The 26,130-nt window shown below is 69.9% G+C and carries 18 protein-coding genes and 1 riboswitch; of the genes, 4 read left to right on the forward strand and 14 right to left on the reverse strand.

Features of this window, described 5'->3' with window-relative positions; all coding sequences use genetic code 11:
- Positions 1-3 precede the first annotated feature (3 nt).
- Positions 4-2,706, reverse strand: a complete 2,703-nt coding sequence (gene pepN / locus WS78_RS04785) for an aminopeptidase N (protein WP_059584509.1) — start codon at positions 2,704-2,706, stop codon at positions 4-6.
- 218 nt (positions 2,707-2,924) lie between these two features.
- Here pepN and WS78_RS04790 point away from each other — a divergent pair, with 218 nt between their 5' ends.
- A complete protein-coding gene (locus WS78_RS04790; protein WP_038745649.1) occupies positions 2,925-3,629 on the forward strand; it encodes a DUF4136 domain-containing protein in 705 nt (234 codons plus the stop codon).
- Between the two features lie 213 nt (positions 3,630-3,842).
- On the opposite strand, the gene WS78_RS04795 is transcribed toward WS78_RS04790, so the two are convergent.
- The 8 genes from WS78_RS04795 to WS78_RS04840 all read right to left on the reverse strand — a co-directional run bounded on the left by WS78_RS04795 (position 3,843) and on the right by WS78_RS04840 (position 13,550).
- On the reverse strand, positions 3,843-4,415 hold the full coding sequence (locus WS78_RS04795) for a TMEM165/GDT1 family protein (RefSeq protein ID WP_059584511.1): 573 nt from the start codon (positions 4,413-4,415) through the stop codon (positions 3,843-3,845).
- 76 nt (positions 4,416-4,491) lie between these two features.
- A riboswitch (yybP-ykoY riboswitch) is annotated at positions 4,492-4,628 on the reverse strand.
- 468 nt (positions 4,629-5,096) lie between these two features.
- Complete coding sequence (guaD, locus tag WS78_RS04805) at positions 5,097-6,407, reverse strand: guanine deaminase (RefSeq protein WP_059584513.1); 1,311 nt, start codon at positions 6,405-6,407, stop codon at positions 5,097-5,099.
- A 25-nt stretch (positions 6,408-6,432) separates the two neighbouring features.
- Positions 6,433-7,809: an NCS2 family permease gene (locus WS78_RS04810; RefSeq protein WP_059584515.1), complete on the reverse strand. Its 1,377-nt coding sequence runs from the start codon at positions 7,807-7,809 to the stop codon at positions 6,433-6,435.
- Between the two features lie 96 nt (positions 7,810-7,905).
- Positions 7,906-8,931, reverse strand: coding sequence for an adenosine deaminase (locus WS78_RS04815; RefSeq protein ID WP_059584517.1), 1,026 nt, complete (start codon positions 8,929-8,931; stop codon positions 7,906-7,908).
- Between the two features lie 41 nt (positions 8,932-8,972).
- The gene (gene xdhC / locus WS78_RS04820) at positions 8,973-10,004 is read right to left on the reverse strand and encodes a xanthine dehydrogenase accessory protein XdhC (protein ID WP_059584652.1); all 1,032 of its coding nucleotides are present in this window, start codon (positions 10,002-10,004) and stop codon (positions 8,973-8,975) included.
- Between the two features lie 837 nt (positions 10,005-10,841).
- A complete protein-coding gene (locus WS78_RS04825; protein WP_038745639.1) occupies positions 10,842-11,351 on the reverse strand; it encodes a disulfide bond formation protein B in 510 nt (169 codons plus the stop codon).
- A 79-nt stretch (positions 11,352-11,430) separates the two neighbouring features.
- Entirely contained in the window at positions 11,431-12,807 is a 1,377-nt protein-coding gene (locus tag WS78_RS04830; RefSeq protein WP_038745667.1) for an amidase, read from the reverse strand.
- A gap of 434 nt (positions 12,808-13,241) precedes the next feature.
- Positions 13,242-13,550 (reverse strand): hypothetical protein, encoded by a 309-nt coding sequence (locus WS78_RS04840; RefSeq protein ID WP_081989430.1) that lies wholly within the window; start codon positions 13,548-13,550, stop codon positions 13,242-13,244.
- Here WS78_RS04840 and WS78_RS04845 point away from each other — a divergent pair.
- Both WS78_RS04845 and tcuC read left to right on the forward strand, forming a co-directional pair.
- Entirely contained in the window at positions 13,444-14,754 is a 1,311-nt protein-coding gene (locus tag WS78_RS04845) for a gamma-glutamyl-gamma-aminobutyrate hydrolase family protein (protein ID WP_038745636.1), read from the forward strand. The genes WS78_RS04840 and WS78_RS04845 overlap by 107 nt on opposite strands.
- Before the next feature lie 433 nt (positions 14,755-15,187).
- Positions 15,188-16,483: an MFS transporter gene (gene tcuC, locus WS78_RS04850; protein ID WP_059584522.1), complete on the forward strand. Its 1,296-nt coding sequence runs from the start codon at positions 15,188-15,190 to the stop codon at positions 16,481-16,483.
- Positions 16,484-16,867: 384 nt separating this feature from the next.
- Here the strand turns inward: tcuC and WS78_RS04855 are convergent, their stop codons facing one another.
- Positions 16,868-18,712 (reverse strand): tetratricopeptide repeat protein, encoded by a 1,845-nt coding sequence (locus WS78_RS04855; protein ID WP_059584525.1) that lies wholly within the window; start codon positions 18,710-18,712, stop codon positions 16,868-16,870.
- Between the two features lie 134 nt (positions 18,713-18,846).
- Here WS78_RS04855 and WS78_RS04860 point away from each other — a divergent pair, with 134 nt between their 5' ends.
- On the forward strand, positions 18,847-20,493 hold the full coding sequence (locus WS78_RS04860; RefSeq protein WP_059584528.1) for an FAD-dependent monooxygenase: 1,647 nt from the start codon (positions 18,847-18,849) through the stop codon (positions 20,491-20,493).
- Positions 20,494-20,780: 287 nt separating this feature from the next.
- On the opposite strand, the gene WS78_RS04865 is transcribed toward WS78_RS04860, so the two are convergent.
- The 4 genes from WS78_RS04865 to WS78_RS04880 are packed head-to-tail and all read right to left on the reverse strand — an operon-like array spanning position 20,781 to position 26,080.
- Entirely contained in the window at positions 20,781-21,047 is a 267-nt protein-coding gene (locus tag WS78_RS04865; RefSeq protein WP_038745628.1) for a formate dehydrogenase subunit delta, read from the reverse strand.
- Positions 21,048-21,054: 7 nt separating this feature from the next.
- On the reverse strand, positions 21,055-24,027 hold the full coding sequence (gene fdhF, locus WS78_RS04870) for a formate dehydrogenase subunit alpha (RefSeq protein ID WP_059584531.1): 2,973 nt from the start codon (positions 24,025-24,027) through the stop codon (positions 21,055-21,057).
- Positions 24,028-24,041: 14 nt separating this feature from the next.
- Positions 24,042-25,610, reverse strand: a complete 1,569-nt coding sequence (locus tag WS78_RS04875) for a formate dehydrogenase beta subunit (RefSeq protein WP_059584533.1) — start codon at positions 25,608-25,610, stop codon at positions 24,042-24,044.
- A complete protein-coding gene (locus WS78_RS04880) occupies positions 25,607-26,080 on the reverse strand; it encodes an NAD(P)H-dependent oxidoreductase subunit E (protein WP_038745622.1) in 474 nt (157 codons plus the stop codon). The genes WS78_RS04875 and WS78_RS04880 overlap by 4 nt, the downstream gene beginning before the upstream one ends.
- Positions 26,081-26,130 lie beyond the last annotated feature (50 nt).

The raw sequence follows: 26,130 nt of genomic DNA on the forward strand, positions 1-26,130 counted from the left end.
CCGTCAGGCGAGCGCCTTCTCGACGATCTCCCGCACGTCGCGCGACTGCGCGTTCGCGGCGACACGCTCGAGCGCGTCGCGCATCTTGTCGCGCAGCGCCGGCGTGAAGCGGCGCCAGAGCTCGAGCGCGCGCGCGAGCCGCGCGGCGACCTGCGGATTGAGCGCGTCGAGCGCGAGCACCTGGTCGGCCCAGAACGCGTAGCCCGAACCGTCGGCCGCGTGGAACTGCGCCGGATTCGCCGAACAGAAGCCGAAGATCAGCGAGCGCGCGCGGTTCGGATTCTTCAGGTTGAACGCCGGATGCGCGAGCAGCTTGCGCACGACGTCGAGCGTCGGATGCTCGGGCGTGCCGCGCCGCGTCGCCTGCATCGAGAACCACTTGTCGATCACGAGCGCTTCCTTCTCGAAGCGGCGGTAGAAATCGTCGAGCGCGCGATCGGCGGCGCGCGCGGCGTCGGCCGAGCCGGCGGCCGCCGACAGCAGCGCGACGAGCGCGGCCGAGCGGTCGGTCATGTTGTTCGCGGCGTCGTATTGCGCGTTCGCGAGACGGACCGCGTCGGCCGGCTCGTCGAGCTCGGCGAGATACGCGAGCGCGAGGTTCTTCAGCGCGCGGCGGCCGGAGTCGTCGGGCGTCGGCGCATACGCGCCCGGCGTCTGGTGGCGCTCGTGCACCGCGAGCCACTCGTCGCGCAGCGCGGTCGCGAGCTGGCGCCGCACGAACTGGCGCGCGCGATGGACGGCGGCCGGATCGGCTTGCGTCATCTGGTCGGCGAGATAGGCCTCCGACGGCAGCGTGAGCGCGAGCTCGCGGAACGCGGGCGACAGCGTGTCGTCCGTCAGCACGCGCTTGAACGCGGCGACGAACGCGTCGTCGAGCGCGAGCGGCTGCTGCGCGGCCGCGCGCGCGGCAAGCGTGAGCAGCGCGCGCGTCGCGAGGCGCTGGCCCGCTTCCCAGCGGTTGAACGGATCGCTGTCGTGCGCGAGCAGGAACGCGAGCTCCTCGTCACGGTAGTCGTATTCGACGATCACGGGCGCCGAGAAATTGCGCAGCAGCGACGGCAGCGGCGCTTCGTCGACGTCGACGAACGTGAACGTCGTTTCCGTGTCGGTCAGTTCGAGCACGCGCGTCGTGCCCGACGCGGCCGTCTCGCCTTCGAGCCGCAGCGGCAGGTCGCGGCCGTCGGCGCCGATCAGGCCGATCGCGAACGGAATCAGCAGCGGCCCGTTCTGCGTGTCGCGCGCGGCGGGCGCGGCTTCGCCGTAGCCTTGCCGCAGCGTCACCGAATAGCGCTTCGCGGCGGCGTCGTACGCGGTGCGGACCGTCACGCGCGGCGTGCCCGCCTGGCTATACCAGCGCTCGAACTGAGCGAGGTCGCGGCCGTTCGCGTCGGCCAGCGCGTGCCGAAAGTCGTCGCAGGTGACCGCCTGGCCGTCGTGGCGCTGGAAGTACAGATCCATTCCCTTGCGAAAACCGTCGCGGCCGAACAGCGTCTGATACATCCGCACGACTTCCGCGCCTTTCTCGTAGACGGTCATCGTGTAGAAGTTGTTGATCTCGACGTAGCTCTCGGGCCGCACCGGGTGCGCCATCGGGCCCGCATCCTCGGCGAACTGGAGCTGGCGCAGCACGCGCACGTCCTCGATCCGCTTGACCGCGCGCGCCGCGGCATGCTCGCCGTCGCCCGCCGACATGTCGGCCGAGAACTCCTGGTCGCGGAACACGGTGAGGCCTTCCTTCAGGCTCAACTGGAACCAGTCGCGGCAGGTCACGCGGTTGCCGGTCCAGTTGTGGAAATACTCGTGGCCGACGACCGATTCGATGTTCGCGAAGTCGACGTCGGTCGCCGTTTCCGGATTCGCGAGCACGTACTTCGTGTTGAAGATGTTGAGCCCCTTGTTCTCCATCGCGCCCATGTTGAAGTCGCCGACGGCGACGATCATGAAACGGTCGAGATCGAGCTCGAGGCCGAAGCGCTTTTCGTCCCAGCGGATCGAATGGATCAGCGAATCCATCGCGTGGCGGGTCTTGTCGAGATCGTGCGGCTCGACCCACACCTGCAGCAGCTTTTCCTTGCCGCTGCCCGAGGTGATCTTTTCCTCGAGCTTGACGAGCTTGCCCGCGACGAGCGCGAACAGATAGCTCGGCTTCTTGAACGGGTCTTCCCATTTCGCGAAGTGGCGGCCGCCCGGCAGCCCGCCGGAATCGACGAGGTTGCCGTTCGACAGCAGCACCGGGTACGCGGCCTCGTCCGCGCGCAGCGTGACCGTGTACGACGCCATCACGTCGGGACGGTCGACGAAGTAGGTGATGCGGCGAAAGCCTTCCGCCTCGCACTGCGTGAAGAAATTGCCGCTCGACACGTACAGGCCGGACAGCGTCGTGTTCGATTCGGGCGCGCACGCGTTCTCGATCGTGAGCTCGAACGCGTCGGGCACGTTCTCGACGGTGAGGCCGTGCTCGTGCGCGCGCACGGCGTCGTACGGCCTGCCGTCGAGCCGCGCGCCGACGAACTCGAGCGCTTCGCCTATCAGCTCGAAGTGCGGCGCGGGCGCGGCGTCCGGGTTGCGACGCACGCGCATCGTGTTCTTGACGATCGTGCGCGCCGGCTCGAGATCGAATTCGAGCGCGACGGCGTCGATCAGGAACGCAGGCGGCGTGTAGTCGCTGCGGCGGATCACGGCGGATGGAGCGGCGGTATCGGACATGTCGATCGTGGGCTTAAGAAAGTAGGGGGCGCGCCGATCGGGCGGCGCGGCGGCAGGAGCCCATTGTACAAAGCCTTTGCGCGCGGTGCGCGGGGCGAACTTTTCGGCGCGCCGAACGGTCTTCGTATTATCGGCGCGGTGCCCGCGCGGGCGGCGTATGATCCGGTCATCGCGACGCCCGGCCGGCCCGCGCGACGCCATCGATCAAGAGGACGAACATGAAACGCAATCCCATCATCCGCGGCGCGGCATGGCTCGCGGGTGCCCTGATCGTGCTGCTGTCCGGCTGCACGTCCTACGTCACGACGCAGGTCACGGCGTTCTCGAACTGGAGCGGCAGCGACGCGACGCGCACCTACGCGTTCGCCCGGACCGCCGAGCAGCAGAATAGCCTCGAGCAGTCGACTTACGAGCAGATCGTCGGCAACGAGCTGTCGGCCTACGCATTCACCCGCGCGCCGGAGAAGGCCGCGCGCTATCTCGTCGGGCTCGCGTACGGCATCAAGAGCGATTGGGTGTCGGTGCCGCAGCCCGTCTACTACGACCCGTGGTTCGGCCCCGGCCCGTACTGGCGCGGCGGCCCGTGGGGGCCGTTCGGTCCGTGGGGACCGTTTCCGGCGGGCTACGTGAATCAGAGCTACCAGATCTTCCAGCGTTCGCTCGAAATCCGGATCACCGAGCGCGCGACGGGCAAGGAGGTCTATAACGTCGCCGCGCGCAACGCGGGCGAAGGCTCGTCGCTGCTGCAGGCGATGCCGTATCTCGCCCGCGCGGCGCTCGCCGATTTCCCGCTCGGCAACGGCACCGTGCGCACGGTGCGGCTGCCCGTCGACAAGAACGGCGCGCCCGCGCCGATGCCGTCGAACGAGCGCGCGGTGCCGGCCGCGCCCGCATCCGGCGCCGCCGCGGCGCCGGCGCGTTGAGAGGCGGCCTGGCGTCGAGGCAGGTCGGCGGAGCGGGAAGCCGGTGGTCTGGGCGGCCGGTGAAGCGGCCGGGCCGGTCGAAGAAGCGGCATATCGGCGAAGCGGGCGCCGGGCCGGCGGACAACGGGCCGCTGCCTTCGCCGCGAGCCGCGGCCGTGCGCGGTGGGGCTGCGCCCACGAATGGTCCGTCTGCCTGATGCGGTTTTCGCGCCGTCAGGCGCCGCCGCGAACGAACGCGAGCGCGCCGAGCACGACGAACAGCACGGCCGCGATGGCATGGACGAGCTTCGTCGGCAGCTGGTGCGCGAAGCGGTCGCCGAGCAGGATCGCCGGCACGTTCGCGAGCATCATCCCGAACGTCGTGCCGGCGACGACGCCGACGTAATCCTGGAAGCGCGCGGCGAGCGCGACGGTCGCGATCTGCGTCTTGTCGCCCATTTCGGCAAGGAAGAACGCGACGAACGTCGCGCCGAACACGCCGAGACGCGAGCGGTTCGCGTTCGCCTCGGCGGCGTCGAGCTTGTCCGGCACGAGAATCCACAAGCCCATCCCGATGAACGAAATCGCGAGCGCCCAGCGCATCACCGACGGCGTCAGATACACGCCGAGCCACTCGCCGAGCGCGCCGGCGAACGCGTGATTGATCAGGGTCGCGGCGAGGACGCCGGCGATGATCGGCAGCGGCTTGCGGTAGCGGGCGGCGAGGACGAGAGAGAGCAACTGGGTCTTGTCGCCGATTTCGGCGAGGGCGACGGCGCCCGTCGAGATTAGGAAGGCTTGAGTCACGGAATGAATATCCCAGGGCCTGGTTGAACGCGAGCGACGATTCGCCGCGCGCCGGGCCCATCTGCGGCGTGCGGTGAACCATCGGTCTCGCCAGGCCTTGCGGGCTGCGTCCGCCATGGCCGCGACGGCCAAGTCTGTTGACGGACGCCTCCGTCACGAGCGCGCCGGGCGGCGTCGGCTCAAGCGGAGCGGCTACTCCCCAATGAGGAGCGGATTCTAGCACGCCTTTTTTGCACGAAGGGAAGGATTGTTGCGTCGCGTTGCGTTGCGTCGCGTCGCGTGGAGCGAAGCGATGCTGGCAATCGATGTGGCGGGGATGCCGCCCGCACCGGCGCAGGCGGGCACGGCGGGCGGGGGCGGGCGCTGCGGGTTGCGGAGGACGGGCGGGGAAGCGTCGGGTTTCGGTCGAGTCCGATTTGAATCGGATCGAATCGGGTCGAATTGGGGAATCGGCGCGCCAGGGCGCGCGAGCGCGGTGCAGGCGCGGGCGCGGCAGCGAGCACGCGCCGCGTGTGTCGGCGATTCGACTCGTGCCGGCGTCTTTGCCGTCGCGACTGCTGCACCGCAGCGTCGCGCGCGGTCGTCGGTCGTGATTCGCACGTCAGTCGATGCGTGTCGCTTCAGCGGGGGGGCGCGGCGTGTTCCGCCGCCGAACGGTCGCCTGCCTGCGTGCTCGGCCGCTCAGCTCGCGTCGGCGCCGTCGCGCCGATGCACGCAGCGACCCGCCGCGTACGTGCGATAGACGGCGCGATCGTCGCCGAGCAGCGCGAGCGCGAACAGCAGCTCTTCGAGCGATTCCGCGCGCGCGGTGCGGCGCGCGAGCAGCGGCGTCGCGGTCGGATCGAGCACGACGAAGTCGGCCTCCGTGCGCGGCGCGAGCGTGCCGATCGTGTCCGCCAGCTCGAGCGCGTGCGCCGCGCCCGCCGTCGCGAGCCAGAACATGCGCGTCGCGCTCAGGTGATGGCCGGTCATCCGTGCGATCTTGTGCGCCTCGTTCATCGTCTGCAGCATCGAGAACGACGTGCCGCCGCCGACGTCGGTCGCGAGCGTGACGGCCATCCGCTGCGCATTCGCGCGATCGAAATCGAACAGGCCGCTGCCGAGGAACAGGTTCGACGTCGGGCAGTGCGCGGCGATCGCGCCCGTTTCCGCGAAGCGCCGGCGATCGTCGTCGTCGAGATGAATGCAGTGGCCGTAGACCGCGCGGCGGCGCAGCAGGCCGTAGTGATCGTAGACGTCGAGATAGCTGCGCCGCTCGGGGAACAACTCGGCCGCCCAGCGGATTTCGTCGAGGTTCTCGGCGACGTGGCTCTGGATGAACACGTCCGGATGAAGCTTCGCGAGCGCGCCGCACGCTTCGAGCTGCTCGTGCGTCGACGTCGGCGCGAAGCGCGGCGTGAGCGCGTACAGCTGCCGGCCGCGGCCGTGCCAGCGCGCGATCAGCTCGGCGCTGTCGTCGTAGCCCGATTGCGCGGTGTCGCGCAGGAACTCGGGGCAGTGGCGGTCCATCAGCACCTTGCCCGCGACCATCCGCAAACCGCGCGCGTCGCTTGCGTCGAAGAACGCATCGGCCGACTGCTTGTGCACGGTGCAGTAGACGAGCGCCGTCGTCGTGCCGCACGCGAGCAGCGTGTCGAGGAAGAAGTCCGAGACGTCGCGCGCGTGCGCGGGATCGGCGAAACGCCGCTCGGTCGGGAACGTGTAGCGGTCGAGCCATGGCAGCAGGCCCGGCGCCGGCGACGCGATCATTTCGGTCTGCGGATAATGAACGTGCGTGTCGATGAAGCCGGGCACGATCAGCTTGTCGCGCATCTCGACGAGCGTCGCGCCCGGCGCGAGCCGCGGCGCGAGCGCCGCATGCGCGCCGGCCGCGACGACGCGCCCGTCGTCGACGATCACGAGGCCGTCTTCGTCGTACGCGGCCGCATTGTCCGATTGCGCGGGATCGCCGTCGAATCGCAAGAGGCGCGCGCGGAAAGCGGTTTGAGTCATCGTTGGGAATCCGTATCGATTGAAGTCAGAGCTGTGCGACGAGAAGCACCGACAGCGCGGCGACCACCCACATCGCCGGCTTTACTTCGTGGCGGCGGCCCGTGAAGAGCTTCAGCACGACGAACGCGAGGAAGCCGTACGCGATGCCTTCGGTGATCGAGTACGTGAGCGGGATCAGGATCATCGCGAGGAACGCGGGGATCGCCTCGTCGAAGCGATGCCATTCGATCTTCGTGATCGATTCCATCATGAACACGCCGACGAGCACGAGCGCGGGCGCCGTCGCGATCGCGGGCACGAGCGAGAGCAGCGGCGACAGGAACAGGAACGGCACGAAGCACAGGCCCGCGACCACCGCGACGAGCCCCGTGCGGCCGCCCGCCGAGATGCCCGCCGCAGATTCGATGTACGCGTTCGCGGGGCTCGTGCCGAGCGGCGCGGATACGACGGCCGAGAACGCGTCGACGATCATCGACTGGCGAATGTTGCGCGGATTGCCGTCGCGGTCGCGCAGGTTGCCCGCTTCCGAAATCGCCATGAACGTGGACAGCGCGTCGAAGAACGCGGTGAACAGCATCACGAAGATGAACGGCCAGTAAGCGAATTTCAGCGAGCCGAGCAGATCGAGCTGGCCGATCGCCGAGAAGTCCGGCGCAGCGACGAAGCCGTTCCAGTTGACGAGCGTCTTCACCGCGATCGCGGCGGGCCAGTACGCGCTGCCGTCGCCCCACACGCGGCCGATCGGGATCGCGAGCAGCGTGGTCGCGACGATGCCGAGCATGAGCGCGCCCGTCACGCGGCGCACGACGAGCACGGTCGTGATCGCGAGGCCGGCGAGGAACGTGACGATCACCGGATTGAGCGACGTCGCATGGACGATCGTCACCGGATCGCCGACGATGAACTTCGCGTTCACGAGCCCGATCAGGCTGATGAACAGGCCGATTCCGCACGACACCGCGTGCCGCAGGTTGGCCGGAATCGCGTCGACGACGAGCTTGCGCGCGTTGAACGCGGCGAGCGTCGCGAACAGCACGCCCGCCCAGAACACGCAGCCGAGCGCGGTTTGCCACGGCATTTTGCCGCCGTGGACCATCACGAACGTGAAGAGCGCGTTCATGCCCATGCCGGGCGCGACGAGCACCGGGTTGCGCGCGTAGAGTCCCATCGCGCAGCTGCCGAGGAAGCTGACGATCACGGTTGCCGTGAGCGCGGCCGAAAACGGCACGCCCGCCTGCGACAGGATGCCGGGATTCACGACGATGATGTACATCGCCGTCAGGAACGTCGTCACGCCGGCGACGATCTCGGTGCGCAGCCGCGAGCCGGACTCGCGAATGCCGAAGCGGCGCTCGAGCGCCGAGCGCTTCGCGGGCGCGGCGGTGCCTTGATAGAGGTCCATCGTTAAGCTCTCCTCAGAGTCTCGTGTCGAGCGCATCGCGTCACGACGCGCGCGCTTTCGCGCGCCCCGCATGCAGCGCGCGCGTCGTTTCGGCCGTCAGGCCGCGTGCCAGTGCGCGTCGAGCTTCGCGATCAGCGCCGCGCGTTCGTCGGCGCTCACGAACGACGCGTCGAAGCCGTTCTTGATCACCGTGTAGACGTCGGCATCGCCAAGCTGCAGCGCGTCGACGGTCGCGAAGTAGTTTGCGTTGACGTAGCCGCCGAAATACGCGGGATCGTCGGAGTTGATCGTCACCGCGACGCCGCGGTCGAGCAGATCCTTCAGCGTGTGCTTCGTCAGGTCGTCGAACACGCAGAGCTTCAGGTTCGACAGCGGGCAGACGGTGAGCGCGATCTTCTCGTTCGCGAGACGTGCGACGAGCGCCGCGTCTTCCGCGCTGCGCACACCGTGATCGACGCGATCCACCTTCAGCACGTCGAGCGCTTGCGTCACGTAGTCGGGCGGGCCTTCCTCGCCCGCGTGCGCGACGAGCTTCAGGCCCCGCTCACGCGCCTTCTCGAACACGCGCGCGAACTTCGACGGCGGATTGCCGCGCTCGGACGAATCGAGGCCGACGCCCACGAGGCGCTGCGCGTAGCGATCGAAGAGGGGCAGCGCCGCTTCGAATGTCGCGAGCGCGTCCTCCTCGGACAGATGACGCAGGAAACACAGGATCAGCTTGCTCGAGAAGCCGCGCTTTTGCGCATCGGCGAGCGCGCGCTCGATGCCCGCGACGACGGTCTCGATCGGCACGCCGCGCTCGGTGTGCGTCTGCGGATCGAAGAAGATCTCCGCGTGCGCGACGTGATCGGCGAGCGCGCGCTCGACGTACGCGGCCGTCATGTCGTAGAAATCCTGCTCGGTGAGGAGCACGCTCGCGCCCGCGTAGTAGATGTCGAGGAACGACTGCAGATCGCTGAACGCATAGGCGGCGCGCAGCGCGTCGATCGAGTCGTATGCGAGCTTCACGCCGTTGCGTTGCGCGAGCTTGAAGATCAGCTCGGGCTCGAGCGAGCCTTCGATGTGGATGTGCAGCTCCGCTTTCGGCGCGCGGGCGATCTTGTCTTGGAATGTCGGGGTCATCGTGGTGTCTGTATGCGTAACCTGGTTTGAATGACGGCGGCTCAGCATGCGCGCGCGCCGGGCGGCGAAGGCGATGCGGCCGGATGCTCGTTCGCGCGGCGCGCGTCGACGGTCTGCAGGATCTGCGCGGCGACGGCGATCGCGATCGCCTCGGGCGCCTTGTCGACGATGCCGGGCACGCCGATCGGGCACTGCATCCGCGCGATCTGCAACGGGTCGATGCCGCGCGCGGCGAGCCGGTGCTCGAACTGCACCCGCTTCGTGCGCGAGCCGATCATGCCGAAGTACGCGTAGTCGCCGCGCGCGAGGATGCGGTGCGCGAGCTCGAGATCGCGGGCGTGATTGTGCGTCATCACGACGAAGTACGCACCGGGCTCGGCTTCGTCGATCGCTTCGTCGGGCGCGTCGTTCGCGTCAAGCGACAGGTTGCGGATGCCCGCGAGCGCATCGGGCGGCGGGAACTGCGCGTCGCGCTCGTCGACCCAGCGGACGTGGCAGGGCAGCGTGCCGAGCACGCGCACGAGCGCCGCGCCGACGTGCCCGGCGCCGAACAGCACGACCGAAAACGCGCGCGGCGCGATCGTCTCGGTCAATAGCGGCGCGCCGCTCATTTCCCACAGCAGGCAGTCGGGGCGCGCGGCGCCCGGCTCGGGCTCGCTCAGCATCACCGCGTCGGGGTCGGGGCCGAACGACACGCTGCGCACGGTCGGCGCGCCCGCCGCCGTGCGCTTGGCGAGCGACGTGACCCAGCCGAGATCGGCGATGTCGAGCCGCTCGAATGCGAGCACGACCGCGCCGCCGCAGCATTGGCCGAGGCTCGGGCCGAGCGCGAGCCGTTCGAGCCGTCGCGCATGCGGCGTGTGCGCGCCTTCCTTCAGCAGCTGTCGGGCGATCTCGATCGCCTTCCACTCGAGATGGCCGCCGCCGATCGTGTGGCGTGCGGCTTCGCGCGTGACGAGCATCTTCGTGCCCGCGTCGCGCGGCGCGGAGCCGTCGACGCGCGCCACCGTCACGAGGACGGCCGCGTCGCCGCGGGCGAGCAGGTGCTGCAGGTCGGTGAGCCAGGTTTCCATCCGGCGCTTCTCCTGATCCTGAGTCAGACCGCGACGGCCCGCCGGGCGGCTGCTGCCGTGCGATTCGCGCGGCGCGTGCGGGCGAGAGCGGTCGCGTCGGGACGCGTCGTGCGCGGCGCTCGCCGGGGCGCGGTGGCAGCCGCGGCGCGCGCGCGCTTGGCGTCTCGGCGCGACGAACGCGTGATCGCGGCGCCCGTCCGCGACGTGCTGCACGTGAAGCTCGCGCAGCCGGCTCGATCGCCGTGGCCGGAGGCAATGCGGCCGAAGACGACGAGGGACACGCCGCGGACGCGGCAACGGCGAGCGGCGGCGCGCATCGGCTGCGCGTCGCGACGGCGCGCGGCGGACGGGCGGACTCGCGGCGAACCGGCGCGGCGCGCGCCGTCGTCAGGCCGGGCGCCTCGCGCCTTGATGCGCGGGGCGGCGCGGACAGGGCTGCGGCGGGAAATGCGGATGGTTTGCGTTGTCATGGCGAATCCACGGGACATTGCGGATCAGGCGCGCGTTACGCAGGGTCGAGAGCCTCCCGCCTCGCGCACGTAGATCGCCATCCGGAAACGAAGATAGCACCGCAAAAAAATGGCGGCATGGCCTGGCAATGATGCGGGCTATTCGGCGGCGATCATGATGCACGTAGGATTCGCGCGCCCGTCCGAAGTTGCCGGGCGGCGGGAAACCATTGCCCCGCGCGGGTCGCGGCGGGGCGGGACGCGGATGCGGCGCCGCCGGCGCGCGTCGGCTCCCGGGCCGCCGCGCTCGGGAAAACGAGCAGCGGCCGAGCAGCGGCGGCGCGGAGCGATCTATCGCGATCCCCATGCGCCGCCGCGCCGACGCAGGTCAGCGCAGCCGGCCGCGGTGGCGCAGCAGGCTCACGGCGACGGGCACGACGATCAGCACGAATGCGATCAGCGCCCAGCCGGGCAGCAGGATGCCGAAGATCGGCGGATAGACGGTCTCGCACAGCCCGGCGACCTTGAACACGCCCGGCAGCCAGTGCGCAGGCGGCAGGCTGTCGACGATCGGCTGCAGCGCGTCGAAGCCGCAACTGAAGCCTGGGTTCAGTTGCACGTACAAATGGCGCGCGGCGGTGCCGACGCCCGCGGCGGCCGACAGCACGATGAGCGCCTCGGTCACCACGATGCCCGCGCCGCTCGTCATGCCCGCGCCGATGAACGCGAACAACGCGATCAGCACGAAGAAATAGCGCTGGATGATGCAAAGCGGGCACGGATCTTCGTTTTTCACGTACTGCAGATAAAGCGCGCCGGCCAGAAGCGCGAGGCACACGAGGCCGAGCAGCACGAGCAGGCGCCGTTCGCGGCGCAGCGAGAGCATCAGGTTGTTCATCGAAACGGGATTCCTTCGAGCGGTCAGGAAAATGAATCGTCGGATTTTAACGCGAACGCCGCGCCGTCTTCGGGCGGCGTCAGCGGATCGTCGCGAGCACCGCTTCGACCGCCTGGCCGATCGCGAGCAGCGCGTCGTCGCGATGCGGCGCGGCGGCGAGCATCAGGCCGACGGGCGCCGTGTCGCGCGGATGGCACGGCAGCGACAGCGCGCAGGCGTCGAGAAAGTTGAACGCGCTCGGGTTGCGCAGCACGAGCGCGTTCGTGCGCGCGAACGCGTCGTCATCACGCTCGAGCTCGTCGATGCGCGGCGGCGCGACGGGCACCGTCGGCGCGACGAGCGCGTCGAAACGCTGCCACACGGTGCGCGCCGCTTCGTCGATGAGCGCCGCGCGCGCGGCGACGAGATCGAGATAATCGGTGGCGCTCGCCGGCTCGCCCTTCAGGATGCGCGCGAGCACGCGCGGATCGTACGCGTCGCGGTGGCGGGCGATGAGCGGGCGATGCCACGCGTACGCCTCGATCGACGAAAAGCCGATGCGATTGATGTCGGGCAGCGTGTCGAGCGGCGCGAAGCGCGCTTCCGACACGATCGCGCCCGCGGCTTCCAGGTGCTTGAGCGCCGTGTCGAGCGACGCCGCGACGTGCGCGTCGACGCCGTCCGTCACGTAGTTCGTCAGCACGCCGAGCCGCACGCCTTCGAGCGGCCGCGCGGCGCTCACGTGCGGCTCGAGGCCCGCGAGGACCCGGTCGACGAGCGCGCAGCACGCAACCGACACGCCGATCGGGCCGAACGAATCGAGCGTCGCCGAAAGCGGCACGCCGCCTTGCCTCGGAATCCGGCTCGCGGTCGGCTTGAAGCCCGTCAGTCCGCAGAGCGCGGCGGGTATCCGGATCGAGCCGCCCGTGTCAGTCGCGAGCGCGACGGCGGCCATGCCGTCCGCAACCGACGCGGCCGCGCCCGACGACGAGCCGCCCGCGATCCGCTCGTCGCCGGGCACGCCGCGCCGGTACGGCGAGCGCGGCGTGCCGTAGTGCGGATTCAGGCCCAGGCCGGAGAACGCGAACTCGCTCATGTTCGTGCGGCCGACGAGCACGGCGCCCGCGCGCTTCAGGCGGGCGACGGCGATCGCGTCGGCGGTCGCGGGGGGCGCATCGGCGAGCACGCGCGATCCCGCGCGCGTGACCTGCCCCGCGATGTCGAACAGATCCTTCACCGACACCGGAATGCCCGCGAGCGGCGACAGCACAGTGCCCGCGGCGCGCAGGCGATCGTGCGCGTCGGCGGTCGCGCGCGCGCCTTGCGCATCGACCTCGGTGAACGCGACCGCGCCCTGTCCCGCCGGATCGGCGATCCGTTCGAGCGCGGCTTCGACGAGCGCGCGGCTGGTCGTCGTGCCGGCGGCGAGATCGGCGGCGAGCCGGGCGAGCGGCGGGAAGGGGGCGAAAGTGGTCATGGCGGTATCGGGCTCGATCGGGTTGGCGACGCGCCGCGCGAAGCGCGCTCGGCACGACACGTCACGGCGCGGCGCGTCGCGTCGCGAAGCCGCGCGTGCGGCGTGCGACGCTCGGGTTCGCGCATTGTAGAACAGCGCTGCGGCGCGGGGCTGAGTCCGGCGGCTCGCCGCTTCGCGTGCGCGGCTCGCGTCGGCCGACGCGCAGGATGCCGAATCGCCGCGCGGCGGCGAATCGGATCGCTGCGGTGGCGTTCGGGCGTGCGGACATGCGGCCGTTGCGATATCCGAACGACGTTTGCGGTCGACTGCAGGTTCGTGTGAGGTTTATTCGCGTGCGCCGTCAGCCGATGCGAGATTGCATGCGAGCCGCGCATGAAGTCAGGGGGGCGAAGCGCCTGGGCGGCGCATCGCGATGCAGTTTGCCGACGCGCGCTCTATGCGCGCTCGACGCGCACGCGCGCCGTTTCGCACGCCGAATCATGCGCGTCGTCGCGCGATTGCAACGTGCGTCGGCGTGAATTCGACACAACATTGCAACAATATTGACGAAACGCTGTCGGTTTGCCGCCGATCGTGTACTGAAGCATAATGAATTCTCGTTGATTCTCCGCGTGACCGACGCGCCAGACCTTCGTCATGAGCGAAAACACGTCCGCAAGAGCCGAGCAGTCCGGTTCTGCCTCTTCTTCCGTTGCGACGTCTTCCGGCCACGCCGGCGCGGCATCGTCTTCCGTTTCCGACAATCCGTCCGTGGGCGCGACCGTTCACGTCGGCGCGTTCGCCGCGCAGATCGCGGCCGCGCAGGACGTCGGCGACCCCGGCTCGGCGCCGACCGATACGATTGCCGAGCCCGGTGCGCCCGGCGTCGGCCCGGGCGGCCCGGGCGCGCGCCCAGCCGCCGCGTCGGCCGGTTCATCGGCCGGTTCATCCGCCGCCGCGCCGCCGGGCGCGACGGCCGCCGGCGCGGCTTCCGCCGCGAGGGCAGGCTCGCCGCCGCCCGGCTTCGGCGCGCCGCCCGATTTCGAGGCGTCGCGCCCGCCGCCCGCGAGCGCCGCGCCGCCTGCGCCGCCCGCGTACCTGAAACAGAGCGATACGCCGTGGTCGGTGTTCGGCCGGATCATCGCCGCGCGGGCGCGCCGGCTGTTCGACCGCGCCGGCCAGCGGATCACGCAACGCACGCTGCGCATCGGCGTGTCGGCGCGGATCTTCCATCCGGAGCCGGGCGCGCCGGGGCTGCGCGGCAAGACGCTGCAATATCTGGAGGAATCGATCGCGCACTGGGTGATGTCGCGCGACGTGCTCGTGTTTATGATTCCGACCGTCGGCCATCAGGGGATGCTGCACCCGAGCAACATCCGGCTGCGCGACTACGCGAAGCATCTCGACGGGCTGCTGCTGCAAGGCGGCGCCGACGTGTCGCCGCAGACGTACGCGGCTTCCGACGCGTATTCCGAGTGGCCCGGCGACCGCGTGCGCGACATGTACGAGCTCGAGCTGCTGCACGAGTTCATCGAGTCGGGCAAGCCGGTGCTCGGCGTGTGCCGCGGCTGCCAGCTGATCAACGTCGCGTTCGGCGGCTCGCTCTATCAGGACATCGCGACCGACGTGCCGACGGCGGGCGCGCACGTGAGCGAGCACTACGACCAGCACCGGCACGCGATCCGCTTCCCGGACGGCTCGACGCTCGCGAACATGTTCCCCGGCCGCCGCGAGGCGATCGTCAACTCGATCCACCATCAGGCGATTCGCGATATCGGCCGCGATCTGAACATCGAGGCGGTGTCGGCGGAAGACGGGATCATCGAGGGAATTCGTTATCGCCGCGCGCCGTTCGTCGTCGGCGTTCAGTGGCACCCGGAGTTTCATCGCGCGGGCGGCCCGGAGCTGCTCGACTGCACGCCGCTTCTCGACACGTTCCTGCGCGCGGCGCGCGAGACGCGGCTGTAGCCGATCGGCGCGCGACATCCTCGGCGCGAGACGACATGACGGGCCGCACGCGGGTGCGGCCCGTCGTTCGTTCGGCATCCGGAGCGTCGAAGCGTCGGAGAGTCGGAGAGTCGGAGAGTCGGAGAGTCGGAGAGTCGGAGAGTCGGAGAGTCGGAGAGCGGCGGTGCGGCCGCGTGATTCTCGCGGCGCGACGCCGCATCGCTCACACGATAAACGCCGGAAATCCCGGCGTATTCGTCAGTTTTCAAAATCCTTTCGAACGACTTCGCAAGTGACGCATCGACGCATCCCGCCGCCGTTCGCAGTAAGATGGCAGGCGCCGTGCAGCGCATCATCGATCTGCACCGCCCCCGGCGCGCCGGGGCAAGAAACACGATGTGATACGCGCCGCATGCCGCTCGATCGGCCGCGGCGCAGCCTTATCGAGAGAGACATGTCTACAGCGTCCCCCGCAATACAGCAGGAATCCAAGGCCAGGACCGTGTTCCGCGTCGTCAGCGGCAACTTCCTGGAGATGTACGACTTCATGGTCTACGGCTACTACGCGTCAGCGATCGCCAAGACCTACTTCCCGAACGGCAACGCGTTCGCGTCGCTGATGCTGTCGCTGTCGGTGTTCGGCGCGGGCTTTCTGATGCGCCCCGTCGGCGCGATCGTGCTCGGTGCCTACATCGACCATCACGGCCGCCGCAAGGGCCTCATCCTGACGCTCGCGCTGATGGCGCTCGGCACGCTGACCGTCGCGACGATTCCGGGCTACGCGACGATCGGCGTGCTCGCGCCGATTCTCGTGCTGCTCGGGCGGCTGTTGCAGGGCTTTTCGGCGGGCGTCGAGCTGGGCGGCGTATCGGTGTACTTGTCCGAGATCGCGACGAAGGGCAACAAGGGCTTCTACACGTCGTGGCAGTCCGGCAGCCAGCAGGTGGCCGTCGTGTTCGCCGCGTTCGTCGGCGTGCTGCTGAACCGCGCGCTGCCCGTCGAGCAGATGACGGCGTGGGGCTGGCGCATCCCGTTCCTGATCGGCTGCCTGATCGTGCCGTTCCTGTTCCTGATCCGCCGTTCGCTGAAGGAGACCGACGAGTTCCTCGCGAAGCGCCGCCGCCCGAGCATGGGCGAGATCATGAAGTCGATGCTCGAGAACTGGGGCGTCGTGCTCGCGGGCATGGGGATGGTCATCATGACGACGGTGTCGTTCTACATGATCACCGCGTATACGCCGACGTTCGGCAAGGAAGTGCTGCATCTGTCGGCGATCGACGCGCTCGTCGTGACCGTTTGCGTCGGGCTGTCGAACCTCGTCTGGCTGCCGCTGTCGGGCGCGTTGTCCGACCGGATCGGCCGTCGTCCGGTGCTGATCGCGTTCACCGCGCTCACGATCCTCACCGCGTATCCGGTGATGCAGTGGCTCGTCGGTTCGCCGTCGTTCCTGCGGCTGCTGACGGCCGAACTGTGGCTGTCGTTCCTGTACGGTTCGTACAACGGCGCGATGGTCGTCGCGCTGACCGAAGTGATGCCGGCCGACGTGCGCACCGCGGGCTTCTCGCTCGCGTACAGCCTCGCGACGACGATCGGCGGCTTCACGCCGGCGATCTCGACGCTGCTGATCCACGAGACCGGCAACAAGGCGGCGCCGGGCCTCTGGCTCGGCCTCGCGGCGATCTGCGGGCTGATCGCGACGCTCGCGCTGTACCGGTCGCCGGAAGCGCGCAATCAGTACAAGACGGCTTGAGCGAACGTGCGGCCCGGCGCGAGCGGGCCGCGATGGACGAAGCGGAAAACGGAGCGCCTAGCGCTCCGTTTTTTTGTTTGGGCGAAGCGATTTGCGGCGGCGGAGCGTGGCGGCGGCGAGGATCGTTGTCGCGAGCCGTGGCGGTATGCGGGCGCGGCATCGACAATATTGCGGCACGAAGGCACGAAGGCACGAAGGCACGAAGGCTCAAAGGCTCAAAGGCGAGAAGGCGAGAAGGCGAGAAGGCGAGAAGGCGAGAAGGCGAGAAGGCGAGAAGGGCGCGAATTCCACCCATAACGGCGCGGCGCGCCCTGCACGAGCGACGATTCGCGGATACGACGCTCGAACGGCCGAAGGCGGTCCCGCACGAATGCGCGCGAGCCGTCACCCGCGCGCGATCTCGGCCGCGACCGTCGCGACCACATCGTCCCAGCGTCCCGGCTGCGATTGCCGGACGAGCCGCGCATGCGGATACCACGGACTATCGTCGCCCGTGCTCCAGCGCCAGTCGGCGGCGACGGGCAGCATCAGCCACAGCGGCTTGCCGAGCGCGCCCGCCAGGTGCGCGAGCGCGGTGTCGATCGACACGACGCCGTCGAGCCGATCGACGAGTGCAGCCGTCGCCGCGAAATCGGTCAAGCCATCGAGGCGGTGGATGCGCGCCGCATGCGGATGCACGTCGAGCGCCGCGCGCTCGGCGTCCGACAGCGCCGGCTGCAGCACGATCCAGTCGACGCCGGCGAGCGCGAAGAGCGGCGCGAGCGTGTCGAGCGGTACCGCGCGGTTTTCCTGCACCTGAGCGCTGCCGGACCACGCGAGCCCGAGCTTGCGCTTCGCGTGTCCGCCGAGCGAGCCGCGGAAGCGGCGGCGCGCGGCATCCGGCACGTCGAGATACGGCGTGCGGGACGGGATCGCGTCGTATTCGAGGCCGAGCGCGAACGGCAGGCTGAGGAGCGGACAGACGAGATCGGCCACGGGCATGCGCGCCGTATCGGTCGGCACGACGCTCACGCGCCAGCGCGCGGCCATTGTCTCGACGAGCGGCAGCAGCGCCGGCTGGACCTGCAGGATCAGCCGCGCGCAGCGCTCGCGCGCGAGCGGAACGAGCCGCACGAACTGCAGCGTGTCGCCGAAACCCTGTTCGGCGCGCACGAGCAGCGTGCGGCCTTCGATCGGCTCGCCTTGCCAGCGCGGCAGCGGCCCGAGGGGCGCCGCGCCCGGCAGCGCATGCCGCGCTTCATACGCGGGCAGGCCGCGCGCGAAGTCGCGCAGCGTGAGCAGCGTGACCGCGCGATGCATTTGCGCGAGCGCATGCGCGGGATCGAGCCGCAGCGCCTGGTCGAATGCGCGCAGCGCCATCTCGTGCGCGCCGAGCGCGTGGTGCGCGGTGCCGAGATTGAGCCACGCGAGCACGAACGACGGATCGAGTCCGACCGCGCGCTCGTAATGCGGCAGCGCGTCGCGATGGCGGCCGAGCGCCGCGAGCGCGTTCGCGAGCCCGAACAGCGCGAGCGGAAAGCGCGGCTGCAGCGCGAGCGCGGATTCGAACGCGGGCAGCGCCTGCGCATGCCGGCCGATCGCATCGAGCGCGTTGCCGAGATTGAAATGCGCGGCGACGAAGCGCGGCTCGGCGGCGAGCGCCGCGCGAAAATGCGAGATCGCTTCGTCGGTGTTTCCGAGCGCGGCGAGCGCCATCCCGAGGTTGTTGTGCGCGCCGGCGTGGCCGGGACGCAACTCGAGCGCGCGGCGAAACGCCGCGAGCGCGTCGTCGTGCCGGCCGAGCGCGTTGAGCGCGTTGCCGAGGTTGTTGTGGATCGATGCGTCGCCGGGCGTGAGCGCGAGCGCGCGCTCGAACGCGTCGACCGCGTCGTCGTGACGCTCCTGCGCCGCATACGCGTTGCCGAGGTTGTAGTGCGCGAGCGGGAACGTCGGCGCGAGCGTGAGCGCGTTGCGAAAGCGCTCGATCGCGTCGTCGAGGCGACCGAGCGCCTTGAACGCATTGCCGAGGTTCAGTTGCAGCGCGGCGTCGTTCGGACGCAACTCGACCGCGCGGCCGACGAGATCGGCCGCTTCTTCGTGCCGGCCCTGCTGATGGCGCAGCACGCCGAACAGGTGCAGCGCATCGGCGTCGGCGGGGTTGGCCGCGAGCGCCGCCCGATAGCCGTGTTCGGCGACGTCGAGCCGGCCTGCGCGGTGTGCGGCGAATGCGCGGTCGAAAGCGGATTCCATGACGCGAGACAAACGGGAAACCTCGCATTTTCCCACACCTCGGACGGCGCCCGCCGATTCGGGGGCGCGCCGCGCTATGGATGCGGCGAGGCGGCGGGCGTAGACTGCGAATGTTGCGTATCGACGAGGTCTTTATGGCAGTCGTTCCGCTCGCCACTCCTCCCGTCCTGATCGTCGGCGCCGGGCCGACCGGGCTTGCCGCCGCGCTCTGCCTCGCCCGCGCCCGCGTGCCGGTGCGGATCGTCGACAAGGCGGCGCAGCCCGCGCGCTTTTCACGCGCGATCGGCATCCAGGCCAGAACGCTCGAGCTCCTCGAGCAGCAGCGCGTCGTCGAACGGTTCGTCGAGCTCGGGCATCGCGCGCGTGTCGCGATCCTGTACTCGGGCGGGCAGCGCATCGCCGAGCTCGATTTCGATCCGTTGCAAACGCGCTATCCGTACCTGCTGTTTCTCGACCAGACCGTCACCGAGCGGCTCTTGGCCGAGCATCTCGCGACGTTCGGCGTCGAAGTCGAGCGCGGCGTGACGCTCACGCACTGCACCGATCCGGACGGCGCGCTCGATGTCCGCCTGCGCCACGGCGACGGCCGCGAGGAGAGCCTGCAGCCGTCGTACGTCGTGGCCGCCGACGGCGCGCACAGCACCGTTCGGCATCTGCTCGACGTCGAATTCGTCGGGCATGCGTTCGAGCAGACGTTCATGCTCGCCGATCTCGATGTCGACGCCGACTGGCCGGACGACGAGATTCATTTGTTCACGACGGGCGACGGCATCGCCGGATTGTTTCCGATGGGAAACGGGCGCTACCGGCTCGTCGCGGATCGACCGCCGCGCAACGGCGCGCTCGACGACGAGCACGGGCCGTCGCTCGAACTGTGTCGCGAGATCGTGCGCGCGCGCGTGATGCCCGAGCTGAAGATCGGCGATCTCGCGTGGTCGTCGTATTTTCATCTGCACAGCCGGATGGTCGCGCAACTGCGCCGCGGGCGCGTGTTCTTCGCGGGCGACGCGGCGCACGTGCACAGCCCGGCGGGCGCGCAGGGGATGAACACGGGCATCCAGGAGGCGTTCAATCTCGGCTGGAAGCTTGCGCGGGTGCTGGCCGGCAACGCGCCCGAGCGGCTGCTCGACACGTATCACGACGAGCGCCATCCGATCGAGCGCGACGTGCTGCGGCAGACGAGCTTCGCGACGCAGGTCGTCGAGGCGGGGCGCGGGCCGCTCAGGCTGCTGCGCGAGCACGTCGTGCCGATTCTCGCGTCGTTCGGGCCGCTGCGGGATGCGGCGCGCCGCACGGTCAGCGAGCTTGCGATCCAGTACCGGAAGAGCCCGCTCACGCTCGAGCGCGTGCTCGACGGCGGGCCGCGCGCCGGGGAACGCGCGCCGGATGCGCTCGTGCAAGTGCTCGACGGGCCGCTCGGCAAGGCGCCCGGCGTCGCGCGCCTCTTCGATCTGCACGATCCCGCGCATTTCACGCTGCTCGTGCTCGAGCCGCGCTCGGCCGTCGACGACACGCTGCCGTCGGACCCCGGCGAGGACGGCCGCACGCTTGCCGGCGCGCTCGAGCGGATCATGCCGGGCGCGGTGCGCTGCTGGCGCCTGACGGACGCGCAAGGCGAGGGCGCGCCGCTGCTGAGCGATGCGTACGGGGGCGCGCGGCCGGCGTTCTATCTGCTGCGGCCGGACGGCTATGTCGCCGCGCGCGGTCGCCCGGCGACCGATGCGAGCGCGTTGCTGCACCATTGCGAGACGTGGTTTTCGGGGATGCGGCTCGAGACTTGAGGGCGACGGCGTGCTCGACGCAAGCGCCAGGCGCGCGGTCGCGCGACGAGCGGCGCCGCCGTCTCGCCGTCTTGCCTTGCGGTTGTCGCGTCTTTGAAGCGGGCGAGCGTTGCGTCGTCGCGATGCGGCGTCAACGCGAACGCGGCGATGGGGGCGGCGTGCGCGAAGCGTCAGCGCCGATCCGCGCGATGCGGCGTCTGTCCGCACGCGATGCTGCGAGCAGCGAGCGCGCGTCGTTCGCGCGGCACGGCGGCGTCGCGCGCGTCGCGACGCGCGCCTGCGGCCGCCTATGCGGCGCGCGGCGTTTCGGGCGCGGGCGCCGGTTCGAGCGATGCGCGGTGCCTGTCGATCGCCTCGCGAACGATCGGCGCGACGCTTGTCGCGGCCTCGTCGTTCGGATCGTCGAGCGCCGCGAGGAGCGCGCGCCGCATCCGCGGCTCCCAGAAGCGCCGGATGTGATCGGCGACGCCCGCGACCGCCTCGTCGTGATCGGGCATCGACGCGAAGAACGCGCCGATCTGGTTGGCCATGTCGATCAGGTGTCGGCTTTCCATGTCGACCTCACTTGCCCGTTGCCGTCGCCGTTGCGCTCGACGTCGCCGGCGCGCTCGCCGTCGTGCGCCGCTCGAGCAGCGCGAGCTGCTCCGCGCGAAAGCGCGTGTACGCGCGCTGCCACTCGGACGGCTGCGCGACGGGCGCGACCTGCACCGCCGTCACCTTGTATTCCGGGCAGTTGGTCGCCCAGTCCGAGCTATCGGTGGTGATCACGTTCGCGCCGGATTCGGGGAAGTGGAACGTCGTGTAGACGACGCCCGGCTGCATCCGCTCGGTCACGAGCGCGCGCAGCACCGTCTGCCCCGCGCGCGATTCGACGCCGACCCAGTCGCCCGACCTGATTCCGCGATCGTTCGCATCGTGCGGATGGATCTCGAGCCGGTCCTCGTCGTGCCAGCGCACGTTCTCCGTGCGGCGCGTCTGCGCGCCGACGTTGTACTGCGACAGAATCCGGCCCGTCGTCAGGATGAGCGGGTAGCGCGGCGTGACCTTCTCCGGCGACGCGATGTACTGCGTGATCATGAACTTGCCCTTGCCGCGCACGAAGTGATCGACGTGCATCGTCGGCGTGCCTTCGGGCGCCGCGTCGTTGCAGGGCCACTGCACGCTGCCGAGCTCGTCGAGCAGCGCGTACGACACGCCTGCGAACGTCGGCGTGAGGCGCGCGATCTCGTCCATGATCTCGGACGGATGCGCGTAGCGCATCTCGTAGCCGAGCGCGCGCGACAGCATCAGCGTCACCTCCCAGTCCGCATAGCCGGAAAGCGGCTTCATCGCGCGGCGCACGCGCGAGATCCGGCGCTCGGCGTTCGTGAACGTGCCGTCCTTCTCGAGGAAGGTCGCGCCCGGCAGGAACACGTGCGCGTACTTCGCGGTTTCGTTCAGGAAGATGTCCTGCACGACGAGGCATTCGAGCGACGACAGCGCGGCCGCGACGTGCTGCGTGTTCGGGTCCGACTGGACGATGTCCTCGCCCTGGCAGTAGAGGCCCTTGAAGCTGCCGTCGAGCGCCGCGTCGAACATGTTCGGGATGCGCAGGCCGGGTTCCGGCTGCAGCGTCGTCGACCAGGCCTCGTCGAAGAGCGCACGCACCGCGGCGTCGCCGATGTGCCGGTAGCCGGGCAGTTCGTGCGGGAACGAGCCCATGTCGCACGAGCCCTGCACGTTGTTCTGTCCGCGCAGCGGGTTCACGCCCGCGCCCTCGATGCCGAGGTTGCCCGTCGCCATCGCGAGATTCGCGATGCCCATCACCATCGTCGAGCCCTGCGCATGCTCGGTCACGCCGAGCCCATAGAAGATCGCGGCGCGCCCGCCCGTCGCATACAGGCGCGCGGCGGCGCGCACGGCGTCGGCCGGCACGCCCGTGATACAGGCCGTCGCCTCGGGCGAATGCTCGGGCCGCGCAGCGAACGCGCGCCACACGTCGAACGCGTGCGGCTCGCAGCGTTCGGCGACAAACGCCTCGTCGACGAGCCCTTCGGTGACGATCACGTGCGCGAGCGCGTTGACGAGCGCGACGTTCGTGCCGGGGCGCAGTTGCAGATGATGGACGGCCTTCACGTGCGGGCCGTCGACGAGATCGATCCTGCGCGGATCGATGACGATCAGCTTCGCGCCCTCGCGCACGCGGCGCTTGAGCCGCGAGCCGAACACCGGATGGCCGTCGGTCGGATTCGCGCCGATCACGACGATCACGTCGGCCGAGCCGACTGACGCGAACGTCTGCGTGCCCGCCGATTCGCCGAGCGTGACTTTGAGCCCGTAGCCCGTCGGCGAGTGGCACACGCGCGCGCAGGTGTCGACGTTGTTGTTGCCGAACGCCGCGCGCACGAGCTTCTGCACGAGATAGGTTTCTTCGTTCGTGCAGCGCGACGACGTGATGCCGCCGATCGAATCGCGGCCGTGCTTGTCCTGGATGCGGCGGAACTGCGCGGCCGCATGGCCGATCGCTTCGTCCCAGCTCACTTCGCGCCACGCATCGGTGATCTTCTCGCGGATCATCGGTTTCGTGATGCGGTCCTTGTGCGTCGCGTAGCCCCATGCGAAGCGGCCTTTCACGCACGCATGGCCTTCGTTCGCCTGGCCGTTCTTGTGCGGCGTCATCCGCACGACCTGGTCGCCCTTCATCTCCGCCTTCAGCGAGCAGCCGACGCCGCAATACGCGCAGGTCGTGACGACCGCGTGCTCGGGCTGACCGAGCAGCGCGACGCTCTTCTCGACGAGCGTCGCGGTGGGGCACGCGGCGACGCACGCGCCGCACGATACGCACTCCGAATCCATGAACGCGTCGCCCGCGCTCGCCGCGACGCGCGATTCGAAGCCGCGCGCGGCGATCGTCAGCGCGAACGTGCCTTGCGTCTCCTCGCATGCGCGCACGCAGCGGTTGCAGACGATGCACTTCGACGGGTCGTAGCTGAAGTACGGATTCGACTCGTCCTTCGCGTCGCGCAGATGGTTCTTGCCGTCGAAGCCGTAGCGCACCTCGCGCAGCCCGACTGCGCCCGCCATGTCCTGCAGCTCGCAGTCGCCGTTCGCCGCGCACGTCAGGCAGTCGAGCGGGTGATCGGAGATGTAGAGCTCCATCACGTTGCGGCGCAGGTCCTGCAGGCGATCGCTTTGCGTGCGCACCTTCATGCCGGCTTCGACGGGCGTCGTGCACGACGCCGGATAGCCGCGCCGGCCCTCGATCTCGACGAGGCACAGGCGGCACGAGCCGAACGGCTCGAGCGAATCGGTCGCGCAGAGCTTCGGCACGTTGATGCCGGCCTCGATCGCCGCGCGCATCACCGACGTGCCGGCCGGCACCGTCACCGTGCGGCCGTCGATGTCGAGCGTGACGTCGGTATCGGCGCGGCGCGCCGGCGTGCCGTAGTCGGTGTCGTCGAACGGATCGGGGCGGCGCGCCTGCGCCGCGCTCTTGCACGCGCACTGACCGGAGCCGCAGCCTTGCCGGGGCGAATCGAAAGCGGAAGAGGTCATTGGGACTCCTGCTGTCAGGCCGCGGCCGGCGCAGCGTTTTTCGCGCGCGCGGCGAGGCCGAAATCTTCGGGGAAGTGATCGAGCGCGGACAGCACCGGGTACGGCGTCATGCCGCCCATCGCGCAGAGCGAGCCCGCCGTCATCGTGTCGCAGAGCTCGCGCAGCAGGCGCACCTGCTTTTCCGACGTGTCGCCCGCGCGGATCTTCGCGATCGTCTCGACGCCGCGCGTCGAGCCGATCCGGCACGGCGTGCACTTGCCGCACGATTCGAGCGCGCAGAAGTGCATCGCGTATTCGGCGAGCGCGGCGAGGTTCGACGTGTCGTCGTGCAGCACGATGCCGCCATGTCCGACGACGGCGCCGATGGCCGCATACGCCTCGTAGTCGAGCGGGATGTCCCATTGACTGTCGGGCAGGTAGGTGCCGAGCGGGCCGCCGACCTGCGCGGCGCGCGCCGGGCGCCCGCTCGCGGTGCCGCCGCCGAAGTCGAACAGCAGCTCGCGCAGCGTGACGCCGAACGCGAGCTCGACGAGCCCGCCGCGCTTCACGTTGCCCGCGAGCTGGAACGGCAGCGTGCCGCGCGAGCGGCCCATCCCGTAGTCGCGGTAGAACGCCGCGCCGCGCGCGAAGATGATCGGCGCGGTCGCGAGCGTGATCACGTTGTTGATGACGGTCGGTTGTCCGAAGAGTCCCGCGAGCGCGGGCAGCGGCGGCTTCGCGCGCACGACGCCGCGCTTGCCTTCGAGCGATTCGAGGAGCGCCGTTTCCTCGCCGCACACGTACGCGCCCGCGCCTTTCGCGACGTGCAGCTCGAACGCGTGCGCGGTGCCGAGCACGCTCGCGCCGAGCCAGCCGGCGGTACGCGCGCGGGCGATCGCTTCGCCCAACGCCGCGATCGCGTGCGGATATTCGCTGCGCACGTAGATGTAGCCGATCGTCGCGCCCGTCGCGACGCCCGCGATGATCATCCCTTCGATCAGGCAGTACGGATCGCTTTCCATGATGAGGCGATCGGAGAACGTGCCGGAATCGCCTTCGTCCGCGTTGCAGACGACGTATTTCTGCGCGGCCGCGGCTTCGCGCACGGTCCGCCATTTGACGCCCGCCGGAAATGCGGCGCCGCCGCGTCCGCGCAGGCCCGATTCGACGAGCGTCTCGCAGGCGGCGGCGCCGTCGAGCGCGAGCGCATTCTTCAGGCCTTCGAGCCCGCCGTGCGCGACGTAGTCGTCGATCGACAACGGATCGGTGATGCCGATTCGCGCGAACGTGAGCCGCTGCTGGCGCTTCAGGTACGGCATTTCGTCGACGATGCCGACGCGCGCCGGGTGTTCGCCGCCGTCGAGCCAGCCGGCGTCGAAGAGCGCGGGGACGTCGGCCGCCGTGAGGTTCGCGTAGCCGACGCGGCCCGCGGCCGTGCCGATCTCGACGAGCGGCTCGAGCCACAGGAGCCCGCGCGAGCCGTTGCGCACGAGCTCGATCGCGGTGCCGCGCGCGGCCGCCTCGGCCTCGATCGCGCGGGCGAGCGCGTCTGCGCCGACCGCGAGCGCCGCGGAATCGCGCGGCACGTAGATGCGCGTGCTCATGCGGGCTCCTTCGCGCGGACGGCCGCGTCGAAGAGCGCGTCGAAGCGCGCGGGCGACATCTTCGCGTGGAGCGTGTCGTTGATCGTGAGCGACGGCGACTGCGCGCAAAGGCCGAGGCAGTAGACCGATTCGAGCGCGACTTCGCCGCCGTGCTCGCCGTCGATGCGGCAGCCGGCGCGCGCCTGCGCGTGCGCGACGAGCGCCTCGCCGCCCATGCTGCGGCACGCTTCCGCGCGGCAGAGCCGGATCGTCACGCGCGCGGGCGGCGCGGTGCGGAAGTGGTGATAGTAGGTCAGCACGCCGTGCACTTCGGCGCGCGACAGATTGAGCGCCTTCGCGAGCGGCTCGACACATGCGGGCGGCACGTAGCCCGCGTCGTCCTGGATCGCATGCAGGATCGCGACGAGCGATTTGCCGGGTTGCGCGTGTGCGCGCACGAGCGCGTCGGGCGCGACGGAATGGGGGGACATCCGGTTGCCTCCTCCGAAGTCATATATGCGCTTTGGGTTCATATGGAGCG

The organism is Burkholderia savannae (assembly GCF_001524445.2).
Taxonomy (GTDB): Bacteria; Pseudomonadota; Gammaproteobacteria; order Burkholderiales; family Burkholderiaceae; genus Burkholderia; species Burkholderia savannae.